The sequence below is a fragment of the Candidatus Planktophila lacus genome, from assembly GCF_002288325.1.
GTDB classification, from domain to species: domain Bacteria; phylum Actinomycetota; class Actinomycetes; order Nanopelagicales; family Nanopelagicaceae; genus Planktophila; species Planktophila lacus.
Genome location: NZ_CP016780.1, coordinates 243,863 through 266,167, shown reverse-complemented (window position 1 = coordinate 266,167; position 22,305 = coordinate 243,863). Strand labels below are relative to the sequence as shown.

The window sequence follows — 22,305 nt, the reverse complement described above, 5'->3', positions numbered from 1 at the left end:
ATCGCTGCCTTTATGCGGTGTAGATCGGAAAACGCGCAGTAAGTGCGTGTACTTCAGATTTGATTGCCGCATGTGCCTTCTCATCATCAGTCTTAATGGCGCGCGCGATAAAGGCTGCGATCTGCTGCATCTCTGCAACGCCCATTCCTTGAGTTGTTGTCGCAGGAGTTCCAACGCGAATACCGCTTGTGATACCTGGCTTTTCTGGATCGAAAGGAATTGAATTCTTATTCATAACAATTCCAGCTAAACCGCAACGCTCATCTGCAACTTTTCCTGTTACGCCAGTGCTGCGAATATCCATCAGCGCTAAGTGGGTTTGGGTTCCGCCAGAGACAGCGCGCATTCCCTCTTTTTCAAGAGCTGCTGCAAGTGCCTGGGCGTTAACAATTACATCCTTGGCATACTTTTGATAGGCAGGTGTGGCACATTCGGCGAGCGCAATCGCTTTGCCAGCAACCGCCGACATGATTGGTCCACCCTGCATACCTGGAAATACCGCTTTATCAATCGCTGCCGCATGCTCGGCCTTAGTCAAGATCATTCCGCCGCGAGGTCCGCGCAGAACTTTATGAGTTGTAAATGAGACAACATCTGCATAAGGAACTGGTGATGGAATTGCCTTACCGGCAACTAGTCCGATGAAGTGCGCCGCATCGACCCACATGATCGCTCCGACTTCATCGCAGATTGCGCGAATCTTTTCAAAGTCGACTAGTGATGGGTAAGCGGTTGCGCCAGAACAGATCATCTTTGGCTTAGTGCGGATCGCGATATCGCGCAGCTCGTCGTAATCAATTAACTCGTTATCTTGGCGCACACCGTATGACTCGACGTTAAACCACTTTCCAGAGAAGTTAACAGGTGAACCATGTGTTAAGTGGCCACCATGAGCAAGTGACATCGCAAGGACGGTATCGCCTGGCTTGGTAAATGCTTGATAGACCGCGACGTTTGCGCTGGCTCCTGAGTGTGGTTGTACGTTGGCATGTTCTGCACCGAATAAAGATTTAGCGCGATCGATCGCAATTACTTCGGCTTTATCGACTTCTTCGCAGCCGCCGTAGTAACGCTTGCCTGGATAACCTTCTGCATATTTATTGGAGAGGGTTGAACCAAGGGCCGCTAATACTGCGCGAGATGTGAAGTTTTCAGATGCGATTAACTGCAGATTGGTCTGCTGACGCTTTAGCTCGGAAAGTAGAACTGCTGCAATATCTGGATCCTGCTTGCTAAGCAGTGCAAAATCCGGGCCATAGAAAGTCTCTGCGCTCATGCGGGCAAGCCTAAGCCTTATGGCGCAGAAATGTCGGGTGCGATCGCTGTGATTTGCTCAGCCGAGATCGCCCCAACGCGCACGATACGGGCTGGCTTGCTATCGCCCGCGACAACTGTGGTGGCCGGTCCTTGGGTGATTGACCCAACTGAAAAGATTGCTGCCACTTCAAGTTCGGTAAATGTTAAATCAAATGGATCGGTAATTGGAGAATTACCTGCAGGCGCTGCAGAGGCGACCGCGAGTGGTCCGTGCGCTTTGGCTAATTGCAAAATGAAATCCGCACTTGGCACTCGCACACTAAATGAATCTAATTGTTGGCCATCACCTAAATCCCAATTGAGTCCGCGCTGTGGTTTTAAATTTATTGATAACTGTCCTGGCCAGAAATTATCAATCAATTTTCTTACTGGTTCGCTAATTTCACGGGCAATGCCATCTACCGCTGCGCTTGAACCGATCATTACTTGCGCAGATACACCAAGTTCATCTCCACGAAGTACATGCAGCGCGCGCACCGCATCGTGAAAGAAGGCATCAGCGACAAGTGCATATGAATTCTCAAGTGGCGCCACGATTACATAACCATCTTTAAGGGCCGCTGCCGCGCTGGCTAAGTGCTCACTTATCGCACCCGAATTGATGTCAATGGTTGCCATAGCCATTATTTTCTCACCGCAGAAGTCCAACGGGGACGATCATTTAAATCTTTATGTAGAACTATCTCGGTGAAATCGCGAGACAAGACCGCATCAATCGCGGCGCCTTGTTCTTCAGTATGTTCGATCGCTAAGACTCCCCCGCTCTTTAACAATCGAGCGGCGGCATCGATAAAACGTTTTGGGAGTTCCATCCCAGTTTCACCGCCAAAGAGCGCGATATGTGGCTCATGCTCGGCAACATCGCGAGGAAGCGATTGAGTGTTAGGAATATATGGTGGATTAGCTATAACGATGTCGCATTTAACGCCCGGCAATACATCAGCCACATCGCCTTCAACAACGCGTACGTTCTCGGAAATCTTCGCCACATTCTTCTTCAGCCACTCAGTAGCTTCAGGACTTTTTTCTACTGCGATGACTCTGGTTCTTGGCGCTTCAGTAGCAATTGCAAGTGCTAGCGCGCCAGAGCCTGATCCGAGATCTATTACTGAAATCTCTCCAGTGACTTTTTCTTCTAAGTTTTTAACATGTGTGAGTACGGCTTCAACCAGTAGTTCACTTTCCGGACGTGGCACCAATACCCCCGGACCAACTTCAATTTCTAGATGTCGGAAGTAAGCGGTGCCAGTTAGATATTGCAGAGGTTCATGTCCTGCGCGGCGAGAAATCAACTTTGCGAAGGTATCTTCAATTACGCCAAAGTCGCCAAGTGATTTAAGGGTGGCATCCAACTTAACCGAATTATGGAGATCCATTCGGGAGATGCCGAGAACGTATGCAAATAAATGTTCAGCATCGATTTCGGCGATATCGGCCGCCGCTAACTTCTCTTTCGCCGAACGAAGCAGGCTCTTGATCTCGCTCATTATTTTTTGATTATCTAATTAATTGAGATTAGTTCGTTGAAGAAAGCTTTGCTGCCTTATCGGCATCCAGTAAGGCTTGAACTACATCATCTAACTCGCCATTTAATACTGAATCTAAGTTATTTGATTTGTAATTTACGCGGTGATCACTGAGGCGATTTTCTGGGTAGTTATAGGTACGAATTCGCTCAGAACGATCAACAGTGCGAACCTGGCTCTTACGCTCTGCCATTGCAGCCGCTTCTGCCTTTTCCTGCGCATCTGCGAGCAAGCGCGCACGCAAGATACGTAGCGCTGATTCTTTATTCTGCAACTGTGACTTCTCGTTCTGGCATGAAACAACAATGCCGGTTGGTACGTGGGTCAGGCGCACAGCAGAGTCAGTGGTGTTAACCGACTGTCCTCCAGGGCCTGATGAACGATAAACATCTACGCGCACATCGTTCATATTTAGCTCAACATCTACTTCTTCTGCTTCTGGCAAGACAAGTACGCCTGCTGCAGATGTATGAATACGTCCCTGGCTTTCAGTCTCTGGAACGCGTTGCACGCGGTGAACGCCACCTTCAAACTTTAAACGCGCATAAGGAGTTGTTCCAGGTTCTGGTGTTCCCTTGGATTTAATCGCCATCGAAATATCTTTATAGCCGCCGAGATCGGACTCGGTCATATCGATGATCTCAACTTTCCAATTGCGCTTTTCGGCATAGCGTTGATACATACGGACCAAGTCACCTGCAAAGAGCGCTGATTCATCTCCGCCTGCTCCTGCCTTAACTTCAATAATCACATCGCGATCATCGTTGGGATCACGGGGCAGCAAGAGCTCTTCTAATTTATCCGCTGCTGCTTCAACAGCGGTCTCCATTGCTGGAAGTTCGGAAGCAAATGATTCATCTTCTTGCGCCATATCGCGCGCCGCTTCTAAATCATCGGCGGCAGACTTCCAAGCGTTAAAGCCGGCAACAACGGGACCAAGCTGCGCATAGCGGCGACCAAGTTGGCGCGCTTTGCCCTGATCTTCGTGGATAGAAGGATCAGCCATCTGCTTTTCTAGCTCTTGATACTCGCGCACCATTTCATGTGCTGATGCAAAGCGATCTTTATCTTTTGCCATTTGGCTTCTCCTTTCTTCGTTGTCTTCGTTGTATTTATAGTTTTGCTAGTAGTAAATAACTTTAAGAAATAAAAAGACCGCGCCGCAACCTCATTGGGTTGCGATGCGGTCTTTTAAGAAAGCTACTTGGAAGGCGCGGCGTTCTTTGATTTAGAGTTATTACCGAAACGCTCTTCGAACTTAGCGACGCGTCCACCAGTATCGAGGATGCGCTGCTTGCCTGTGTAGAACGGGTGGCAGACTGAACAAACTTCAACGTAGATAGATCCGCTGGCAACTGTTGAGCGAGTAACAAACTTTTCGCCGCAACCACAAGTTACTTGGGTCTCTTTATATTCTGGGTGAATATCTTTCTTCATTTTTATATTCCTTCATCTATGTCTGGGTCCGCGATAAACGGTGAACCAGGGCCACTTATGCCATTCGGTATGGCTAGGCGCTAATACTCTCGCGAAAAGAGAAAACCGCAAAATCCGTGCGCACGCAGCACGGATTTTGCGGCTTCCACCCTTTCGGGGGAAAGAGTTAGGCCTTTGGAGCCGCTGTTGGTGAAGCCTTCACTGGCTTAGCAGGTTTAACTGGCTTTGCGAGAGCTGCAATTGCAGCCTTGGCTGTTGCATCTGCAGCAGCGTTTGCACTCTTGCGCGCATCTTTTGCCGCTTGTAGTTGTGCATCAGTAGTTACATTTGCAAGCGCTGCTTGGAAATCTGCAAGGGCTTTTGCGCCAGCTGCACGACGGGCATCAATGATTGCGCGATGAGCAGTTACATAGGTATCCATCTGCGCTCTAAACGTTGCTTGTGCTTGCGCACGCGCAACTGCAGCATCTTTTGTATCTGCTGCTGTTGCTGATGAAACTCCACCAAAAAGTGAAGCCGCGACTAGTGCGCCTGCGAGGATCTTCTTTGAATTCAACATTTACTGCCTCCGTATTCGCCGGCCCGTTTGGCTTTGGCTGATATGGAGATAGTGCGCGCCGACTTTGTGAAGACCTTGCGAAGGGCTTGCGGTCAGGCGGTGAAAGTTAAGAAATTAGCCCTCGTTTGGACCAGAAGTGGTCTTCTGGATCTGCATCAAGAACTCGACGTTGGACTTAGTGCCCTTCATCTTCTCAAGCAACAGCTCAAGCGCTGCCTGTGGTTCAAGTGCATGCAGCACGCGACGCAATTTCCAAACAATGTTGAGTTCTTCAGTTCCCATAAGAATTTCTTCTTTACGAGTACCTGATGCAACAACGTTAACAGCAGGGAAGATGCGCTTATCGGCCATCTTGCGATCGAGGATGAGCTCCATATTTCCGGTGCCCTTGAACTCTTCGAAGATAACTTCATCCATACGTGAACCGGTATCGACAAGTGCTGTTGCAAGAATTGTTAGCGATCCGCCATCTTCGATATTACGTGCGGCACCGAAGAACTTCTTTGGTGGATATAGAGCAGCTGAATCAACACCACCCGAAAGGATGCGGCCTGATGCAGGTGCTGCGATGTTGTATGCGCGACCTAGACGAGTAATAGAGTCAAGGAGAACGACTACATCGTGGCCGAGTTCAACCAAACGCTTGGCGCGCTCAATAGCGAGCTCTGCAATTGTGGTGTGATCATCGGCTGGACGATCGAATGTTGATGCGATTACTTCACCCTTAACAGAGCGCTGCATATCGGTAACTTCTTCTGGGCGCTCATCAACTAGAACAACCATTAAGTGACACTCTGGATTATTTGTAGTGATCGCATTTGCAATTGATTGCAAGACCATGGTCTTACCGGCCTTTGGAGGCGAAACGATAAGTCCGCGCTGGCCTTTACCGATCGGCGCAATCAGATCGATAACGCGAGTAGTAAGAATGTTTGGTTCGGTCTCAAGACGCAGACGCTCTTGTGGGTAAAGCGGAACTAACTTGCCGAATTCAACGCGACCGCGCGCTTCCTCAGGAGTTACGCCGTTTATTGTTTCGAGGGTAATAAGTGGGTTGTACTTCTGGCGTTGTTCGCCTTCGCGCGCCTGACGTACTTGGCCTGTAACAACATCGCCCTTGCGAAGTCCGTACTTGCGTACTTGCTGCTGTGAAACATAGACATCGTTTGGACCAGGTAGGTAGCCACCGGTGCGGATAAATGAATAGTTATCCATGATGTCGACGAGGCCGCCAACTGGAACTAGAACATCATCTTCGCCAATTACAGGCTCGCGCTCTTCGCGTTGTCCACGATCGCGATTGCGATCACGGCCACGGTTGCGATCACGGCCACGACCGCGGTCGCGTCCACCAAAGCCACGGTCGTTATCGCGTGGTCCGTTATCGTTCACGTTTTCTTCGCCGTCGCCATCGTCATCTGACTCGTTAGCTGAGTTCGATGAGTTGTTCGCGTTTTCACGATTGGAATTCTTCTTTGCATTGCGCGCTTCACGGCGGGCTTCGCGTTCGGCCTTTGCGGCTTCGCGGTTTGCTGCCTGTAGATCAGCGATTGCGGTTACGAGCGCATCCTTCTTTAACTTTGCAGCGCCATCAATACCGAGCTGTGCAGCAACTTCTTTTAACTTTGGAAGACTCATCGCGGCAAGCTCTGGTGAATTTGAGCGTACTGGCGTTACTTCCTGATCTTGATCTGTCATCTCTATCTTTTCATTTGGGGCTTCGATTACGAGTTTGAGTTCGTAACAGCAAAAAGCCTGTTGATTTGGATTTATTACCTGCCGACTTTCACCGTAACTTCCGGCACTAGCAAGTGGGATAACCATAGCACCATACGGCTACGAGCGGCAAAACTCACTTGGCTTAGAGGATCGTTGCTCCAGTACGCGAAATCTCTAGGGATTTCGCCTCAAATTTCGAACCTGCAGCTCTACTTAATTCAGCAACATCTGCCTCGGTGCCAGTGTGCAAGGCAAGGACTGTTGGGCCTGCGCCAGAGATAAATGCCGCAACTCCTGCAGCACGTAACTTAGTTAATAAGGCAAACGATGCTGGCATCGCTTCTGCACGATATGACTGATGCAGAAAATCTTCAGTTGCGCGGTAGAGCAGATCTGGGCGCAAAGTAAGTGCGTGCACCAAAAGCGCTGAATTTGCAGAATTTCTCGTTGCATCGCGATGAGGAATTGTTTCTGGCAACATCTTGCGCGCCTTAGAAGTCGCAACGGCAGTTGCCGGAATAAATGCAATCGCACGAATGCGGGTATCAACGCTTAAAGAAATCGCTTGCGCAACTTCTTTCCCGTGTTGCTCTTCCTTCCAAGCCACAACTGCGTTTCCATAAAGCGCAGCCGCGACGTTATCGGGATGGCCTTCCATCTCTGTTGCGATCTGTAACAACTTCTCATCGCTCATCTTGTCAGAGCCAGTTAGAACTAGCGCGCGGGCAAGAGAAAGTCCGCCAACGATTGCACTTGCAGAAGAACCAAGGCCGCGACCATGTGGAATTACATTAAGTGCGCGAACGGCAACGCCCTTTGGCTTTCCGCCAAGGAAATCAAAACCTTTATACATCGCCTTAACAAGTAAGTTCTTATCTGTGCGTGGAACATCATCGGCGCCTTCACCGGTTACATCGATATCCAGACCAGCATCATCAAGAATTTGTGCAACGTAGCGATCGTGCATGCCGAGCGCTAAACCAAATGAATCAAATCCCGGACCCAGGTTGGCGCTAGTTGCAGGAACCTGCACCTGAATTGGATTGGCTTTAAAAGTTGGTTTAGCCATGGCTTTACTTAAGTCCTAAAGCCTTTGCGGCAGCAACAGCGTTTACCTTTACGATCTTTGGCTTTGCAAACTTTTCCAGCGCCCAAGAAATATCTTTTAGTCCGTGGCCTGTAACAGTGATTACGATTTTCTTGCCCTTAGGTAATTTGCCGGCCTTCTTATATTTAATTAAGCCTGCGATACCTGCAGCCGATGACGGCTCAACAAATACACCTTCTTTTCCAGCAACAAGAGCGTATGCAGCCAAGATCTCTTTATCTGTAACTGAATCAATTACGCCGCCTGATTTATCGCGCGCTTCAATTGCTTGATCCCAAGATGCTGGATTGCCGATACGGATCGCAGTAGCGATTGTTTCAGGCTTAAGAACTGGCTTTCCCTTAACAAGAGGTGCAGAACCAGCAGCTTGGAACCCATACATCTGTGGCAAGGAATTTGAGATTCCATCTTTACGGTATTCGTTATAGCCCTTCCAGTAAGCAGTGATATTTCCTGCGTTACCGACGGGAAGTGCGTGAATATCTGGGGCGTAACCCAACATATCGATTACTTCAAAGGCGGCAGTCTTTTGACCTTCGATGCGATATGGATTTACTGAGTTAACAAGTGCAACGGGATAGTTATCCGAGAGATCGCGCGCCAGAGTTAAGCAATCATCGAAGTTGCCATCTACCTGCAAAATTTGTGCGCCATGGATAACTGCTTGGGCAAGTTTTCCTGTTGCAATCTTTCCGGCTGGAATAAGTACTGCAGAGATCATTCCGGCCTTTGTTGCATATGCGGCAGCGCTAGCTGAAGTATTTCCAGTTGATGCGCAGATAACTGCCTTTGCGCCATCTTCGGCAGCCTTTGAGATAGCCATGGTCATTCCGCGATCTTTAAATGAACCAGTTGGGTTGATGCCTTCGTACTTTAACCAGACATCGTTGCCGAGAAGTTCAGATAAATAGCACGCGTAGATAAGTGGTGTACCACCTTCGCGCAGTGAGACAACCGGAGTCTTGGCAGATACCGGCAAGCGATCGCGATATTCCTCGATTACTCCACGCCATTGATGTGCGCCAGATTTCTTCGATTTGAAAAGGCTCATGCGCTTGTTGCTCCTTCTACGCGGATAACACTTGAAATATTTTGAACAGCGTCCATCTTCTTCAAAGACTCAACTGTTGCCTTAAGTTCGCCTTCAGTAGCTAAGTGGGTAACGATTGTGACTTCAGCATCGTCATTACGTCCTGCTTGATTAACGGTCTGAATAGAAACCCCGTGGTTTGCAAATGTTGTGGCGATAGATGCTAAAACACCTGCTTTATCAGCGACTTCTAGGCGGATTAAGAACTTAGTTTTAGTTGATTCGATAGGTGCGATATCGCGGTCTGCATAATCTGTTTCGCGCTGGCCAACTGAGTTAAGTGCGATGTGGCGAGCAACTGCAACGACATCTCCCAAGATTGCTGATGCTGTTGGGGCGCCACCTGCGCCACGACCGTAGAACATCAAAGATCCAGCAGATTCTGCTTCGACAAATACTGCGTTGTAAGCATCGCGCACTGAAGCCAAAGGATGGCTCTTATGCAACATAACCGGGTGAACGCGCACAGAAATCTCATCGGCAGGAGTTAACTCCGCGATCGCAAGTAACTTAATTACGTGATCCATTGATTTTGCGATCTTTACATCTTCCAAAGTGATCTTAGAGATACCTTCGCGGTAGACATCGTCAACAGTCACGCGAGTGTGGAATGCCAGACCAGACAAGATCGCTGCCTTTGCTGCCGCATCAAAGCCTTCAACATCTGCAGTTGGATCCGCTTCGGCATAACCAAGTGCTTGCGCTTCTTTCAAAACATCAGCGAATTCACGGTCATCTTCATGCATCTTGGTCAAGATGTAATTTGTTGTTCCATTTACGATTCCCATTAAACGAGTTACGAAATCGCCAGCAAGTGAGTCACGCATCGGACGAATAATTGGGATCGCACCAGCGACAGATGCTTCGTAGTAAATATCTTCACCTTTGGCATAGGCAGCGGTAAACATTTCAGCGCCATGGCTAGCAAGTAGCGCTTTGTTCGCGGTAACAACAGATTTACGATTTTCGATCGCAGTCATAATTAATTCGCGCGCAGGCTCGATACCGCCCATTACTTCAATGATTAGATCAATCTCAGGATCGTTAACGATCGAGAATGGATCTGTTGTGAAGAGGCTTGGGTTAATACCCTCGTAAGGCTTAATTGTGCGAACTGCGATGCGTGAGAGCTCCATCTTTACACCGGCGCGAGTAGACAACTCGGCGGTATCGGCAAGGAGCAAACGCGCGACAGAACTGCCGACCACGCCACATCCGAGCATGCCGATACGTACTGGTTTATCTGCTGGGCTCATCTGCCTATTCTTTCACATCAAGTGCGAGCAGATCTTCCTCATTTTCACGGCGGACAATTACGCGGGCTTTTCCATCTTTTACTGCAACTACAGGTGGGCGCGGCACATGGTTGTAATTGCTGGCCATGCTGCGGCCATATGCGCCAGTAGCCGGAATCGCAATCAAATCACCAGGTGCGATATCGCTTGGCAAATTAATCTCGCGGATAACGATGTCGCCGGTTTCGCAATGCTTGCCGACAACGCGTGAATTAACTGTCGATGCAGACGATGCGCGATGGGCAATTACTGCATGATATTCAGCGTCATAAAGTGATGGACGAATATTGTCACTCATTCCCCCATCTACGGAAATGTAACGACGTGTCTTTCCATCTTCGAGAACCACATCTTTAGTCGTGCCAACTTCATAAAGAGTAAAGGTTGTTGGGCCAACAATGGCGCGCCCAGGTTCTATTGAGATAATTGGAATATTCAACTTATGTTTTTCACATGATGCAGTAACTGCGCTACGTAGCGCTGGCATTACCTCACCGGGTTCTAGAGTTTCATCGCCAGGCAGATAAGCGATTCCGTAACCGCCACCGAGATCTAGTTCAGGAAGTTCTTTGCCATAAACATCGCGGTACTTAGCCAGCAGCGAGATCAAACGATCTGCAGCCAACTGGAATGAATCAGTGCCAAATATCTGAGAACCAATATGAGAATGGAAGCCACGGAGTTCAAGTTCTGGGTGGCTTAAGACTTTTTCGACCGCCGCCCAAGCAGCGCCGCTGGCGATAGAGAAACCAAACTTCACATCTTCATGGGCGGTAGAAATTGATTCGTGGGTATGTGCCTGAATACCTGGAGTAAGGCGCAACATGACGCCTTGTACTTTCTTATGGCTGCGGGCAACGGTGGCCACGCGATCAATTTCATGGATTGAATCCATAACAATTGTCTTAACGCCCACGCTTACTGCGCGATCTATCTCTGAAACCGATTTATTGTTTCCATGTACTTCAATCTTCTGTGGATCAATACCACCAGCGAGTGCAACCGCTAATTCGCCACCAGTGCAGACATCGATTCCGATTCCGCACTCCTTAACCCAAGTCGCTACTGCTGTAGAGATAAAGGCCTTTGCTGCGTAGTAAACAGTGCCTGCGTGCGAACCAAACTCATCGCGTAGCGCGTTATTCCAAGCGCTTGCGCGAGTGCGGAAATCATCTTCATCAATAAAGAATGCTGGTGTACCGAAATCTTGCGCCAACTTTGTTGCAGGGATGCCTGATAAGTGAAGTTCTCCATTTGTGAAAGAAACGTTCTTCGACCACATAGCTACATCCGCTCCGGCGCGCTCACGCCAAGTAAGAGAAGTCCATTCTTCAGTACTTGCAGAGTTGCTGCACATAGATTAAGTCGGGCGCTATGCAGCGCAGTTGCTGGCTCATCCCCCATTGGCAATACCCGGCAATCTGCGTAGAAGCCGTGATAAACCCCGGCTAATTCTTCTAAGTAACGTGCGATGCGATGTGGTTCGCGGAGTTCGGCGGCACCTGCCACGATTCTTGGGAATTCGGCGAGCGATCCAAGAAGTTCGTTCTCGCGATCATGCGAAAGTTGTGCGGGATCAAAGTTATCTAAACCGCTGGCAATATTTAGTTCGGCAGCGTTGCGCAGAACAGCAGCAATACGCGCGTGGGCGTACTGCACGTAATAAACCGGGTTCTCGTTTGTACTTCGCTTTAAAATATCGAGATCCATAACCATCGGAGTATCAACTGGGTAGCGAATTAGCGTGTAACGGGCTGCATCAACGCCAACTTTTTCTACAAGCTCTTCCAGAGTAATAATTGTTCCAGCGCGCTTAGAGAGTTTTACTTCTTCGCCGCCTTCCATGATCTTTACCAACTGACCAATTAAGACATCGATGTTGTATTCAGGGTTATCGCCAGCACAGGCTGCAGTTGCCTTTAAACGATGGATATAGCCGTGGTGATCTGCGCCCAGCATGTAGATGCAGATATCGAAACCGCGTTCGCGCTTATTAATGTAATAGGCGGTATCTGATGAGAAGTAAGTTAAATCGCCATTGGCTTTAACTAGTACCCGATCTTTATCGTCGCCAAAGTCAGTTGTTCGCAGCCAGGTTGCACCATCTAATTCAAAGACATGTCCTTGGGCGCGTAATTTATCTAGACCATGTTCGACGCTTCCACCATCGTGCAAGCTGCGTTCTGAGAACCAGACATCAAAATGAGTGTTAAAGGTATCTAGAACTCGTTGCTGATCTTTAAGTTGCAACTTGTAGGCAGCTTCCCGGAATGCAACAAAGCGTGGTTCGCCCTCTAATTTAATTATCTCTGGGTTCTCAGCCAGAACTTCCTTCGCTAAATCTGCGATGTATTCACCTTGGTAACCATCTTCGGGAATTGGTTGGCCAAGAGCTGCAGCTTGCACAGATTGTCCGAAGAGATCCATCTGATTTCCGCGGTCATTTATGTAAAATTCACGAATTACTTCTGCACCAGCAGCGCTTAGAACGCGACCAAGTGCATCTCCAACTGCTGCCCAGCGAGTGTGCCCTAAGTGAAGAGGGCCAGTTGGATTGGCAGAGATAAATTCCAGGTTGATCTTTACGCCCGCAAGCGCGCTGCCTTTTCCATAACTTTCTTTAGCGCTCAAAATTGTGCGCACTAAATCGGCCTGGCTGGCGCGATTTAATTTGATGTTGATAAAGCCAGGACCTGCAATATCAACGGAGGAAACTTCAGGTAGCTTTTCTAAATCTTTCTTAAGTAACTCTGCGACTTCGCGCGGGTTCTTTCCGGCAGGTTTTGCCAGTTGCAGCGCGATAGAAGATGCGTAATCACCGTGGTCGCGATTCTTTGGTCGCTCCAAAGGGATATTGGCAGGAACGGTTCCGATCAAATCTCCACGCTCAATGGCGTGCGAGATCGCTGCCTGAATTTGGGCAGCTAGTAGATCCGAATGTGAACTCACAGGGCAAGGTTACCCTGCGCAGCGAATTACTTTCCGAACCCCATTAGGTGCTCAAGAGCGAGCTGATTAAGGGCTTCGTACTGATAACCACGTGCGCCGGCTGCTTCAACATCGAATGAATCTTTAGAAAGATCCTTCCAACTTTCACCAGCGCCCATAGTGTTTTCAGTAAGCCCTGGAATGTTGGAATCTTTCTGTGCAGCGATAACGCGTGGATCGTTGCGATAGGCAGTTGCGCGATCTTTTAGCGCTAAATATGTGCGCATATTTGCTGTCGCAGAATCCCAAACGCCCTTGTCATCTTCGGTGCGACCTGGCTTGTAATCAAAGTGCTTTGGACCGTCGTACTTGTAGCGCTCAAGCAGTTCAACAAGGAAGAACGCTGACTTTAGATCGCCATGGCCAAATACCAAATCTTGATCGAACTTTGGACCGTGCTGACCATTTAGATCAATATGGAATAACTTCTTCTGCCAGAGCGCCTGAGCGATTCCGTGAACAAAGTTAAGTCCCGCCATTTGTTCGTGGCCAACTTCTGGGTTAAGTCCAACGAGTTCTGGGTGATCAAGAGTGTAGATAAATGCAAGTGCGTGGCCAATTGTTGGCAAGAAGATATCGCCACGCGGTTCATTTGGCTTTGGTTCGATCGCAAATTTAATCTTGTAACCATTATCTAAAACATATTGGCTAAGCACGTTAAATGCTTCGCGCATACGCTCGTGGGCAACGTAGGCATCCTTTGCTGCATCTGATTCAGCGCCTTCACGTCCGCCCCAGCAAACATAAGTATGCGCACCAAGTTCGACGGCGAGCTCGATATTGCGCATTGCTTTACGAAGTGCGTAACGACGAATATCGCGATCATTGCTGGTAAATGCGCCATCTTTAAATACTGGATGTGAAAAGAGATTAGTTGTCGCCATTGGAACTTGCATTCCAGTTTCAGCAAGCGCCTTCTTAAAGCGATCGATATGTCCACGACGAGATGCATCATCGCTACCGAATGGAATCAAATCATCATCATGGAATGTAACGCCGTATGCGCCACGTGCTGCGAGTTCATTAACTGTGCGAACCGGGTCGAGCGCGCCACGAGTGGCATCACCGAATGGATCCCGCGCTTGCCAGCCGACGGTCCAAAGTCCGAAGGTGAACTTATCTGCTGGGGTTGGAGTCAATGACATGTAACTTCCTCACTTCTTCGCTGCATGAGCGCGCTGTGCGGGCGAAAACCCGAAATTTTGTATAAGGCGAACTTACCTCTAACCTATGTTCCAGTACATGAGTTTTTTGTAACATTCTCATGACGCTCCAGCGGGAGTGGTGAAATGGCAGACACGCAAGTCTTAGGAACTTGTGCTTCGGCGTGCGGGTTCAAGTCCCGCCTCCCGCACCAGAGTTTTTCTGTAAGTTTTAATAAAGGTAATCGTCTATATGGCTAAGCAATCTCCAGCAAAGATAAAGAAGTTGCGGGGCGAAGCTATGCGCGCAGCCGCCAAACGAAAAGCTGAGAAAGCGCAGAACCGTTGTGGCGTGACCGGCGGTGAAGTTGATTTAGATGCATACGCCGCAGTTGATGGCGCTTGGCGCGAACTTGGGTTAGCCGCCCCAGCCCGCAGAGCGTTAATTGATGAGGGTCTTTACAAGGTAAGTGATCTAAGAAAATACTCGTTAGATGCCATAAAGGATTTGCATGGCATGGGACCAAATGCCATTCGCATATTGATTACAGCGATGAAGAAGAGCGATATTTCTTTCAGGAAATAGTTAACTGGAAATAACTAGTTGGTAATTGCCCAAGCAACTAGGACTCCACCAATTACGCCGAGCGCCACCATTACTTCGCGCTTAGCCAAGAACCCATGTGCGCCCTTAATAAAGGTTAGTGAGAGCGCGATAAATCCCGGAATGAAAACCGCTGCGCTATTTACCAAAACTCCATCTTTACCTGTTTGATAACGCAAATTAATTAGCCCGATAGCGAAGAGTAGATAACTCGCCATTCGGTAATTATTTAGCGCGTACTTTGAGATGGGTGAAATTGTCATGTATCTATCCTACAAATATTAAAGGGGCGCCGGTTTCCCGACGCCCCTCTAATTTTAACTATTTACTGAACGATTAGTGATCGTCCTTCATGCCTTCAGCCATTGACTTCATGCGAGCGATCTTCAAGATTGTTAGACCGAATACGCACTTAGCTAGAACGTCAGCGATTGTGTAACCAACCTGTACGCCAACGAACTGATCTGCTGATGCCATACCTTCGCCCATACCAAGAATGTATGAAACTGGGTATACGCCCCATGTCGCGATAAGAAGGAGACGCAAGCGACCAACGGTTGCTGCAACGCCTTCTGGCTGGCGATCAAGTGACTTACCAAGCTCTACGAACAAGACATAGAGGATGTAGAGGAATGGAAGTGTTGAAAGAACACCGTAAAGGATCTGTGTGTTCTGGTCGTTTGAGATTTCACCTGGGTAGCCAAGTGCGATCATCGCAGCTGATGCTGGAACCAAACGCATGATGAGTGACTTTGAAACTTCCTTTGCAAGTGCAAGCACTGCAATTACTTCAACAAGAAGTAGAGGAACAGTTAGTAGCCAGTCAACATAACGGTATGCCTCATTGAATGCACCCTGGTCTCCAGAAACCTTAACTGCCATTCCTTCAGATGATTCTGAGAATGAGTTAAAGATTCTCCAGTAGTGGTAGCCAGCAATGAATGTAACCATTGATGACATAACGAGAGCATTGCGGTACTTAGGCAGTACGCGAGCCTGTGAAACAAGGGTATAAATTGTGCAAGCAAGCATTGAAACTAGTCCGAACGAGAATACGTTGTAGACCAGGTTCCACTGATTTGCGGTTAGGGTTAACATGTAAATAAGCCTCCGTGGGGTGCTTAATACTTCAAGAACCATTCGGCCCTAGAAGCCAGTGCTAAATCGATGAAGTCCTCGAGGAACCACATCCACTCACTCTGGTGGTAATAGTCTGAACCTACTGCGAGCGATTTGCATCAATACTCGGCGGTATTTTTCGGGTTTTTTCTAGAAAATTCGGAAAATCACGCTCAATTTGGACCCCAACTGGGGCAATCACCCGAACAACTACTCCCCAGCCCCCTCACAGTTAGGCTTGCCAGATGCGCCGCGAGCTACAAGACCTCCACTCCCATCCGGGCTTTACCGCCTTGGCCGCCTCGCGCTTTATATCGAATGTGGGAAATGGTATCTCGCCAGTCGCACTGGCCTTCGGTGTTTTGGCACTGCCGGGTGCCACGGCAAAAGATCTAAGCATTGTCATGGCCGCTCGCATGTTTCCGATGATCGCCTTGATGTTATTTGGCGGAGTAGTTGGCGACCGATTCAAACGCAACCGGATTGTCGGTGGCGCCGATGTTATTGGAAGCGCCTTCGCGGCAATTAGCGCAATCTCATTAATTGTTAATAGCTCAAGTGTTCTGCTTTTGGCGTTAATGGGCGCGCTCTTCGGAATTTTAAATGCGCTCTGGTGGCCAGCAATGTCAGGAGTACTTCCAGAGGTTTTACCGAAAGAGAAGTTGCAGCACGGCAACGCAGTAATCGCGCTAACCACAAATATTGGTTATGTGGCGGGTGCACTTTTAGGTGGAGTTTTAGTTACCGCATTTGGATCTGGTTGGGCGCTCTTGGTAGATGCCATCTCCTTCTTGATTGCCGGAATTATTGTTTGGAATCTAGATCTACCAACTATCGTTCGCGAAAATACGAATACTGTTTTCCAAGATTTAAAGTCAGGCTGGCGTGAATTTATCTCCCGCTCATGGGTAGTTACTGTTGTCGTTGCTTTTGCCATTATTAATGTTGCATATGAATCTCTATTACAGATATTAGGACCGCTCAATTTCTCCAAGTTCGATAGCGGTCCGCAATTCTGGTCATTTAACCTTGCTGCCTTAACTGCAGGAATGCTAATTGGGAGCGTAATTTCGCTAAAAGTTCACTTTGGCCGTCCGCTGCTCTTTGCGATGTTGATTATTTCAGCAACGGCAATTTGGGATTTCTCTCTCGCTCTGAGCACTCCCCTTTGGATCTCGCTAATTTGCGCATTTCTTGCCGGAATCGCAATCGATATCTTTATGGTTGTTTGGAATACTTCACTGCAATCTCATATCCCCGAAGAGTCATACTCACGCGTTGTGGCTTATGACGCATTTGGCTCTTTTGGTTTATCTCCTCTAGGAATTGCAGCGGCAGGCCCTTTAGCAGAACTTTTTGGTGTTAGCACAATGCTCTACATAACTGGAGCGTTAACTTTGACCGCAGCCCTGGCCGCGCTTTCCGTTAAATCGGTGCGAGACCTAAAACTCGTTCGCAAAGCGTAGTGTTGATACATGAGTAAAGAAGCTAGCGAGCGCGAGAAGTTAGCGGCAGTAGCGCCACCGAAGTTACGTGGCTGGTTCCACTTAGCCGCCACCCCTGTAGTAATTATCGCTTCGCTAGTTTTATTTATATTAAGTAAGAACTCACTAAAATTTGCGGTTGCTCTCTATTCAATCACCGCGATTATGCTCTTTAGCGTTTCCGCGATTTATCACCGCGTTCCTTGGTCACCTGCCAAGAAAAAGATTTGGCGTCGTTGGGATCATGCCAATATCAACTTGTTGATCGCCGGTTCTTACACTCCCTTCGCGGTAACGCTACTTGAAGGAAACGATCAAATAATCTTGCTCAGCGTTGTATGGATCGGCGCGCTATTGGGCGTTGCACTACGCATCTTCTGGGTTGGTGCGCCACGTTGGTTATATGTTGCCAACTATCTGCTGTTGGGCTGGGTTGCAGTCATCTATACGCCGCAGCTCTATAAAGAAGGTGGCCTCTGGGTTCTGCTTCCGATAATCATCGGTGGATTGCTCTATTCAATTGGAGCGATCTTCTATGCGCTAAAACGTCCGGGCAGAGCGGCAAAGTACTTTGGTTTCCATGAGCTTTTCCATATATTCGTGCTCGCCGCTTGGGTCTCGCAGTACCTCGCCGTCTCCTTCGCGATATACCGCGACTAAATCACCCCACTTTTAAACTTTCCACCCTTTGCCCTAATCTAGGCACATGGCTGAGAAAAACTCGTTCCTTAATTGGGTTGGATTTAAAGAGAGTGAAAGCGCTGCTCCAAGTTCGGTAGAGCGCATCCGCGAACTCGAATCACAACTCAACGACCTTCGCTCACGTCGCGATATCACTTCCTTAAGTAAGGAAGAGTTTGAAATTCTAGCGACTGAAACTGCGATGTCGATGATCAAGTCAGCGCAAGCTCGCGAATCAAAAGCTTATGCATCTTCAGAGCGCGTTGTTCTTGAAGCAACTCGCCAGGCAAAAGATGCCATCGAAGGCGCCGAAACTAAAGCGCGCACAATTTTATCTGGCGCTGAAGCTCGTGGACGTAAGTACATCACTGCGGCAGAAGCAGAAGCGGCAGAAAGACTTTCTTCAGTCGAACGTGAAGCGCAAGGAATCTTTGACGAGAAGCGTCGCGAAGCAGCAGCGCTTGCTCAAGCAGCGCGTCGCGAAGGTGAGCGGATCATTACAGAAGCAACTGGCGAAGTCGCTGAATATCGCCAATGGTTAAGTGGCGTTATCGCTGAAGCAGAGCGCCTCTACAAAATTCAGACCCAGTCCTTAGATGCGGCCGAACAAGCGATCGCACAGAGCCGTACTCGCTTAGATTCAGCATTTGAAAGACTTGCCAATCTTCATAAGAGCGTAAATGAAAATTTAAATGCAGATAACTCGGTGATTGATACTGGTCCAAAGAAGGTAATCAGCCAGCGAACTAAACCGGCTCTTGCTGCACCGGCTAAGAAGTCTGCACCTAAAAAGAGCGCTGCCAAGAAAAAACCTGCCAAGCGTCGGTAATTAATATGGCTACCAAACGCGGTATCCAGTACATCCCTGCAATTGATGGTCTGCGCGCTGTCGCAGTAATTGCGGTAATGCTCTATCACCTCGGTATCGAATGGATACCTGGTGGATTTCTTGGAGTAGATCTCTTCTTTGTTATCTCAGGTTATGTAATTACTCGCCTACTTCTTGATTCAATTCAGCAACGCGGTGGTTTAGATCTGCGCGATTTTTATATGGCGCGAATTCGCCGATTGCTTCCACCACTTCTATTTATGTTGATTGTGACCTCAGTTGTCGTTGGATTGTGGGCGCCAGATACAACGAAGAAATTCTTAACCGATGCCCCGTTCTCGATCTTCGGCGGCATGAACTGGTGGCTCGTCTTTAACGAGCAGGATTACTTTGAAAGCAGTGGACGTCCACCACTTCTTCAACACACGTGGTCGCTGGCAGTTGAGGCCCAGTTCTACTTAATCTGGCCGTTAATTCTGCTCTTGGTACTGCGCTTCTTCGGTAAGAAATTGATTTCCATTGCAGCGCTAGTTATTGCGATGACTTCCGGAATTGTTTTGATGTTAGTTTCTTTCCAAGTAGATGCCTCAAATACTTCAAAGGTAAGCCATATCTACTTTGGTACCGATACCCACAGCATCGGCCTCTTCTTAGGTGCAGCGCTTGCTGTTAGTTGGATCCCCCAGAATTTCCGTCCTGAAGTTAGCCGCAGAGCGCAAGATTTCATCGACGGTATAGGTGTCTTTGGTTTTGTAGGAATCTTGGCCACTTTCTTACTTATCGATGAATCAAATCCCGCTCTTTACCGAATCGCTTTTCCATTAGCCGGAATCTTTGGCACTGCAATTCTGATTTCGATTGTGCACCCGGCATCTCGCTTTGCGCCACTTTTACGTAATCGCGTTCTCCTTTGGATTGGTGAGCGCTCATATGCAATCTATTTGTGGCACTGGGTAATCTTTCAAATCTCACGCCCACAAGTTGATCTAGATGGAGAAGATTGGGCGCTCTTTACCCTGCGCATCTTGGTTGTACTCGCCTTAGCCGATATCTCTTTACGCCTAGTCGAACTACCCATTAGAAGCGGCGCAGTTGCCTATTGGTTTAAGGGAATGAAGTACCGCACTCCATATGTGCGCAAAAGGCAGAAAATTGGTGTTTGGTTGATCTCATCATTGATCCTGCTTCTCTCTGCAACTGTCTCTGTTAACGCTTTAGTCGAAATTGACAATAAGAATAAAGATTTAGCGCAGCTACTTAAAGATGCCAGTAAACCAATCACGGCGGTCGTAGATAGCTCTGAACCTGGCCTATGGGTAACAGGAGATTCGGTAATTCTAGGAATTAGATCTGAGATCGAAGATAAGTACCCAATTGCGCTTATTAATGCGCGGGTTGGTCGCCAAGCCGCCGAGCTACTTGATGTGATGAAGGTTGATGGTCCAAAGGTTTTAAACTCCACTGTTATCTTCAATCTTGGTAATAACAATGCGCTAACCCGTGATCAAGTAGTCGAGATCTTTGAAACTGTTAAATCTGCACCAAAAGCGATTGTTGTAAATACAGCAGTTCCACGGCCTTGGAAAGAGGGTAATAACGCTTTGATTAGCGAAGTCGCAACTAACTATCCAAATATCTCAGTAATTCCTTGGGATCAGATATCTCAAGGCCGCACCGAGTACTTCGCTCCTGATGGCGTGCACCTAGTGCCAGCCGGTGTTCGCGCCTATGTAGCAGCTATCGAAACTCAACTCTAGTAATACTTTAGTAATAGGGATAAAAAATAACCCCCACCGAATTGGTGAGGGTTATTTTCTCCAGTAATTATTTGATTGGAATTATTCGAACTGACCTGCAAATCCAAATGCCTTGGCAGTTGCGATCTGACCATCTGAGTACATTGATGAAACTCGGAATGATGTTGAACCATCAGTTGAACCCTTTGTGAATTCAATTGAGAGTTGATCTGCTGGAAGCACACCTGATTCTCTCCATTCGCCCATTCCTGAACGAACTTCAAACTTATAACCAGTTAGACCAGCAGTTGCTGCTGGCGCCTTCCAAGTAATAACCATTACTGATTTAGATGAATCTTTCCAGTTTCCAATAAAGCGACCTGGCGCTTCAACTGCTGCGACTGCTTCACCATTTGTTGCTGGTTCGCTCGCTTCAGGTGTTGCCTCTTCAGACATCTCTGGCGCTGCTGACTCAGAAGCTGTTGCTGTTGCTGATGGAACTGGTGCAACGTCATCACCGTCTGATGCAGGACGTGAGATAACAACGATTGCAAGAAGTGCGATACCGATAATTGCTGCGATCAAAACACGTGGTGAAGTGGATTGCTTTGGCGCTGCACTTGGCTTAGCCGCTGGTGCTGGCTTAGCAACTGGTGTTGTAGAAACATTTACAGCAGATGGACGTCTTACGCCACCAACCGGAACTGGAGGAATTACTAAACTATTTGCAGAAGATGACTTCTTCGCAGCAGATTTCTTAACCGCGCTCTTCTTACGTGCAGGGGCCTTTTTCGCTGCCTTCTTTACAACCTTTTTAGCAGCGGCCTTCTTCTTCGCAGGCGCTTTCTTCGCGGCCTTCTTTACAACTTTTTTGGCGGCAGCCTTCTTCTTCGCTGGAGCCTTCTTCGCTACCTTCTTAACAACTTTTTTAGCTGCGGCCTTCTTCTTAGCCGGTGCTTTCTTCTTAACTGCCACGATGTGACTCCTTTGAAAATTGGAAACGATCAGGGTTTGAACTAACTCGTATAGGCCAAGTTTAGCCTAGGGAGTTGAGCAAATTGATGACATGAGGTGCGATAGCGCGGAGTGATTTTCCGCGATGGCTTATCGCATCCTTCTCCTCCGCGCTCATTTGTGCGCTAGATATTGAATAACCATCGGGGCGGAAAATTGGATCGTAGCCAAATCCCTGATCCCCAATCGGCTCACGCAGAATCCAACCTTCGAACTTTCCTTCTTCTACATGGGTTCGGCCATCTGGCAAGGCAAGGGCAGCAACGCAAGTGAAGTGCGCGCTGCGCTTCTCATCTGGAACATCTGCAAGTGAGGCCAATACCTTTGCAGTGTTTGCTTTGTCATCACCGTGGCTTCCCGCCCAGCGAGCCGAGAAAATTCCGGGATCACCGTTTAAGTAATCAACACAAAGCCCGCTGTCATCTGCGATCGCCGGAATTCCCGATGCTTCACACATCTCGCGCGCTTTTAACAGAGCATTCTCTTCAAAGGTTGAACCGGTTTCATCAACATCATGAAGGTTAGGAAATTGATCGAGGCCAACTAATTCAATCTGTCCTGCAGCAATATCTTCCAGGATGCGACGAAACTCTTCGATCTTGCCTTTATTGCGCGTAGCCAGAAGTAATTTATGGGGAGTTTGGTTAGAACTCACTT

General features: G+C 48.2%; 22 protein-coding genes and 1 tRNA gene. 6 read left to right on the top strand and 17 right to left on the bottom strand.

The annotated features are described in order from the left end of the window. Window positions 1–10: 10 nt before the first annotated feature. From A1sIIB106_RS01310 to xylA, 13 genes are all read right to left on the bottom strand, one after another. Entirely contained in the window at window positions 11–1,276 is a 1,266-nt protein-coding gene (locus A1sIIB106_RS01310) for a serine hydroxymethyltransferase (RefSeq protein ID WP_095677094.1), read from the bottom strand. Between the two features lie 17 nt (window positions 1,277–1,293). Beyond that, window positions 1,294–1,935, bottom strand: a complete 642-nt coding sequence (locus A1sIIB106_RS01305) for an L-threonylcarbamoyladenylate synthase (RefSeq protein ID WP_190277184.1) — start codon at window positions 1,933–1,935, stop codon at window positions 1,294–1,296. 5 nt (window positions 1,936–1,940) lie between these two features. Beyond that, window positions 1,941–2,804 (bottom strand): peptide chain release factor N(5)-glutamine methyltransferase, encoded by an 864-nt coding sequence (gene prmC, locus A1sIIB106_RS01300; protein ID WP_095677092.1) that lies wholly within the window; start codon window positions 2,802–2,804, stop codon window positions 1,941–1,943. A 28-nt stretch (window positions 2,805–2,832) separates the two neighbouring features. Beyond that, window positions 2,833–3,921: a peptide chain release factor 1 gene (prfA, locus tag A1sIIB106_RS01295; protein WP_095677091.1), complete on the bottom strand. Its 1,089-nt coding sequence runs from the start codon at window positions 3,919–3,921 to the stop codon at window positions 2,833–2,835. A gap of 122 nt (window positions 3,922–4,043) precedes the next feature. Continuing rightward, window positions 4,044–4,280, bottom strand: coding sequence for a 50S ribosomal protein L31 (gene rpmE, locus A1sIIB106_RS01290; RefSeq protein ID WP_095670717.1), 237 nt, complete (start codon window positions 4,278–4,280; stop codon window positions 4,044–4,046). Between the two features lie 166 nt (window positions 4,281–4,446). Next, the gene (locus A1sIIB106_RS01285; protein ID WP_095677090.1) at window positions 4,447–4,839 is read right to left on the bottom strand and encodes a hypothetical protein; all 393 of its coding nucleotides are present in this window, start codon (window positions 4,837–4,839) and stop codon (window positions 4,447–4,449) included. 114 nt (window positions 4,840–4,953) lie between these two features. Further along, window positions 4,954–6,537: a transcription termination factor Rho gene (rho, locus tag A1sIIB106_RS01280; protein WP_095677829.1), complete on the bottom strand. Its 1,584-nt coding sequence runs from the start codon at window positions 6,535–6,537 to the stop codon at window positions 4,954–4,956. A gap of 163 nt (window positions 6,538–6,700) precedes the next feature. After that, window positions 6,701–7,627: a homoserine kinase gene (thrB, locus tag A1sIIB106_RS01275; RefSeq protein WP_095677089.1), complete on the bottom strand. Its 927-nt coding sequence runs from the start codon at window positions 7,625–7,627 to the stop codon at window positions 6,701–6,703. A 4-nt stretch (window positions 7,628–7,631) separates the two neighbouring features. After that, window positions 7,632–8,717, bottom strand: a complete 1,086-nt coding sequence (gene thrC, locus A1sIIB106_RS01270; RefSeq protein WP_095670714.1) for a threonine synthase — start codon at window positions 8,715–8,717, stop codon at window positions 7,632–7,634. Continuing rightward, window positions 8,714–10,012, bottom strand: coding sequence for a homoserine dehydrogenase (locus A1sIIB106_RS01265; RefSeq protein WP_095670713.1), 1,299 nt, complete (start codon window positions 10,010–10,012; stop codon window positions 8,714–8,716). The genes thrC and A1sIIB106_RS01265 overlap by 4 nt, the downstream gene beginning before the upstream one ends. A gap of 4 nt (window positions 10,013–10,016) precedes the next feature. Beyond that, a complete protein-coding gene (gene lysA / locus A1sIIB106_RS01260; RefSeq protein ID WP_095677088.1) occupies window positions 10,017–11,333 on the bottom strand; it encodes a diaminopimelate decarboxylase in 1,317 nt (438 codons plus the stop codon). A 2-nt stretch (window positions 11,334–11,335) separates the two neighbouring features. After that, the gene (argS, locus tag A1sIIB106_RS01255) at window positions 11,336–13,000 is read right to left on the bottom strand and encodes an arginine--tRNA ligase (RefSeq protein WP_095677087.1); all 1,665 of its coding nucleotides are present in this window, start codon (window positions 12,998–13,000) and stop codon (window positions 11,336–11,338) included. Window positions 13,001–13,026: 26 nt separating this feature from the next. Next, complete coding sequence (gene xylA / locus A1sIIB106_RS01250) at window positions 13,027–14,184, bottom strand: xylose isomerase (protein WP_095670710.1); 1,158 nt, start codon at window positions 14,182–14,184, stop codon at window positions 13,027–13,029. A gap of 130 nt (window positions 14,185–14,314) precedes the next feature. Here xylA and A1sIIB106_RS01245 point away from each other — a divergent pair. Both A1sIIB106_RS01245 and A1sIIB106_RS01240 read left to right on the top strand, forming a co-directional pair. Further along, window positions 14,315–14,396: transfer RNA gene (locus A1sIIB106_RS01245), tRNA-Leu, on the top strand. A gap of 38 nt (window positions 14,397–14,434) precedes the next feature. Beyond that, window positions 14,435–14,767, top strand: a complete 333-nt coding sequence (locus A1sIIB106_RS01240; RefSeq protein ID WP_095677086.1) for a helix-hairpin-helix domain-containing protein — start codon at window positions 14,435–14,437, stop codon at window positions 14,765–14,767. Between the two features lie 14 nt (window positions 14,768–14,781). Here the strand turns inward: A1sIIB106_RS01240 and A1sIIB106_RS01235 are convergent, their stop codons facing one another. Both A1sIIB106_RS01235 and A1sIIB106_RS01230 read right to left on the bottom strand, forming a co-directional pair. Further along, entirely contained in the window at window positions 14,782–15,048 is a 267-nt protein-coding gene (locus A1sIIB106_RS01235; protein WP_095677085.1) for a hypothetical protein, read from the bottom strand. A gap of 73 nt (window positions 15,049–15,121) precedes the next feature. Next, complete coding sequence (locus A1sIIB106_RS01230; RefSeq protein ID WP_095670707.1) at window positions 15,122–15,883, bottom strand: bacteriorhodopsin-like; 762 nt, start codon at window positions 15,881–15,883, stop codon at window positions 15,122–15,124. A gap of 266 nt (window positions 15,884–16,149) precedes the next feature. Between A1sIIB106_RS01230 and A1sIIB106_RS01225 the strand changes: the two genes are divergently transcribed. The 4 genes from A1sIIB106_RS01225 to A1sIIB106_RS01210 are packed head-to-tail and all read left to right on the top strand — an operon-like array spanning window position 16,150 to window position 20,655. Next, window positions 16,150–17,370: an MFS transporter gene (locus A1sIIB106_RS01225; protein ID WP_095677084.1), complete on the top strand. Its 1,221-nt coding sequence runs from the start codon at window positions 16,150–16,152 to the stop codon at window positions 17,368–17,370. 9 nt (window positions 17,371–17,379) lie between these two features. Further along, window positions 17,380–18,048, top strand: a complete 669-nt coding sequence (gene trhA / locus A1sIIB106_RS01220; RefSeq protein WP_095677083.1) for a PAQR family membrane homeostasis protein TrhA — start codon at window positions 17,380–17,382, stop codon at window positions 18,046–18,048. Between the two features lie 46 nt (window positions 18,049–18,094). Next, window positions 18,095–18,898: a hypothetical protein gene (locus A1sIIB106_RS01215; protein WP_095677082.1), complete on the top strand. Its 804-nt coding sequence runs from the start codon at window positions 18,095–18,097 to the stop codon at window positions 18,896–18,898. 5 nt (window positions 18,899–18,903) lie between these two features. Continuing rightward, window positions 18,904–20,655, top strand: a complete 1,752-nt coding sequence (locus tag A1sIIB106_RS01210; RefSeq protein WP_095677081.1) for an acyltransferase family protein — start codon at window positions 18,904–18,906, stop codon at window positions 20,653–20,655. Between the two features lie 81 nt (window positions 20,656–20,736). On the opposite strand, the gene A1sIIB106_RS07125 is transcribed toward A1sIIB106_RS01210, so the two are convergent. Both A1sIIB106_RS07125 and A1sIIB106_RS01195 read right to left on the bottom strand, forming a co-directional pair. Then, window positions 20,737–21,609 (bottom strand): hypothetical protein, encoded by an 873-nt coding sequence (locus A1sIIB106_RS07125; protein WP_190277183.1) that lies wholly within the window; start codon window positions 21,607–21,609, stop codon window positions 20,737–20,739. Window positions 21,610–21,670: 61 nt separating this feature from the next. Continuing rightward, window positions 21,671–22,303, bottom strand: coding sequence for an XTP/dITP diphosphatase (locus tag A1sIIB106_RS01195; protein ID WP_095670701.1), 633 nt, complete (start codon window positions 22,301–22,303; stop codon window positions 21,671–21,673). Between the last annotated feature and the right edge of the window lie 2 nt (window positions 22,304–22,305).

Coding starts and splice junctions, on each gene's coding strand:
- A1sIIB106_RS01230 (WP_095670707.1), bottom strand. CDS start 15,883: ATGTTAACCCTAACCGCAAATCAGTGGAACCTGGTCTACAACGTATTC.
- A1sIIB106_RS01225 (WP_095677084.1), top strand. CDS start 16,150: ATGCGCCGCGAGCTACAAGACCTCCACTCCCATCCGGGCTTTACCGCC.
- rho (WP_095677829.1), bottom strand. CDS start 6,537: ATGACAGATCAAGATCAGGAAGTAACGCCAGTACGCTCAAATTCACCA.
- A1sIIB106_RS01305 (WP_190277184.1), bottom strand. CDS start 1,935: ATGGCAACCATTGACATCAATTCGGGTGCGATAAGTGAGCACTTAGCC.
- A1sIIB106_RS01285 (WP_095677090.1), bottom strand. CDS start 4,839: ATGTTGAATTCAAAGAAGATCCTCGCAGGCGCACTAGTCGCGGCTTCA.
- A1sIIB106_RS01265 (WP_095670713.1), bottom strand. CDS start 10,012: ATGAGCCCAGCAGATAAACCAGTACGTATCGGCATGCTCGGATGTGGC.
- prmC (WP_095677092.1), bottom strand. CDS start 2,804: ATGAGCGAGATCAAGAGCCTGCTTCGTTCGGCGAAAGAGAAGTTAGCG.
- A1sIIB106_RS01310 (WP_095677094.1), bottom strand. CDS start 1,276: ATGAGCGCAGAGACTTTCTATGGCCCGGATTTTGCACTGCTTAGCAAG.
- lysA (WP_095677088.1), bottom strand. CDS start 11,333: ATGTGGTCGAAGAACGTTTCTTTCACAAATGGAGAACTTCACTTATCA.
- thrB (WP_095677089.1), bottom strand. CDS start 7,627: ATGGCTAAACCAACTTTTAAAGCCAATCCAATTCAGGTGCAGGTTCCT.
- A1sIIB106_RS01235 (WP_095677085.1), bottom strand. CDS start 15,048: ATGACAATTTCACCCATCTCAAAGTACGCGCTAAATAATTACCGAATG.
- thrC (WP_095670714.1), bottom strand. CDS start 8,717: ATGAGCCTTTTCAAATCGAAGAAATCTGGCGCACATCAATGGCGTGGA.
- A1sIIB106_RS01210 (WP_095677081.1), top strand. CDS start 18,904: ATGGCTACCAAACGCGGTATCCAGTACATCCCTGCAATTGATGGTCTG.
- xylA (WP_095670710.1), bottom strand. CDS start 14,184: ATGTCATTGACTCCAACCCCAGCAGATAAGTTCACCTTCGGACTTTGG.
- A1sIIB106_RS01240 (WP_095677086.1), top strand. CDS start 14,435: ATGGCTAAGCAATCTCCAGCAAAGATAAAGAAGTTGCGGGGCGAAGCT.
- A1sIIB106_RS01215 (WP_095677082.1), top strand. CDS start 18,095: ATGGCTGAGAAAAACTCGTTCCTTAATTGGGTTGGATTTAAAGAGAGT.
- prfA (WP_095677091.1), bottom strand. CDS start 3,921: ATGGCAAAAGATAAAGATCGCTTTGCATCAGCACATGAAATGGTGCGC.
- rpmE (WP_095670717.1), bottom strand. CDS start 4,280: ATGAAGAAAGATATTCACCCAGAATATAAAGAGACCCAAGTAACTTGT.
- trhA (WP_095677083.1), top strand. CDS start 17,380: ATGAGTAAAGAAGCTAGCGAGCGCGAGAAGTTAGCGGCAGTAGCGCCA.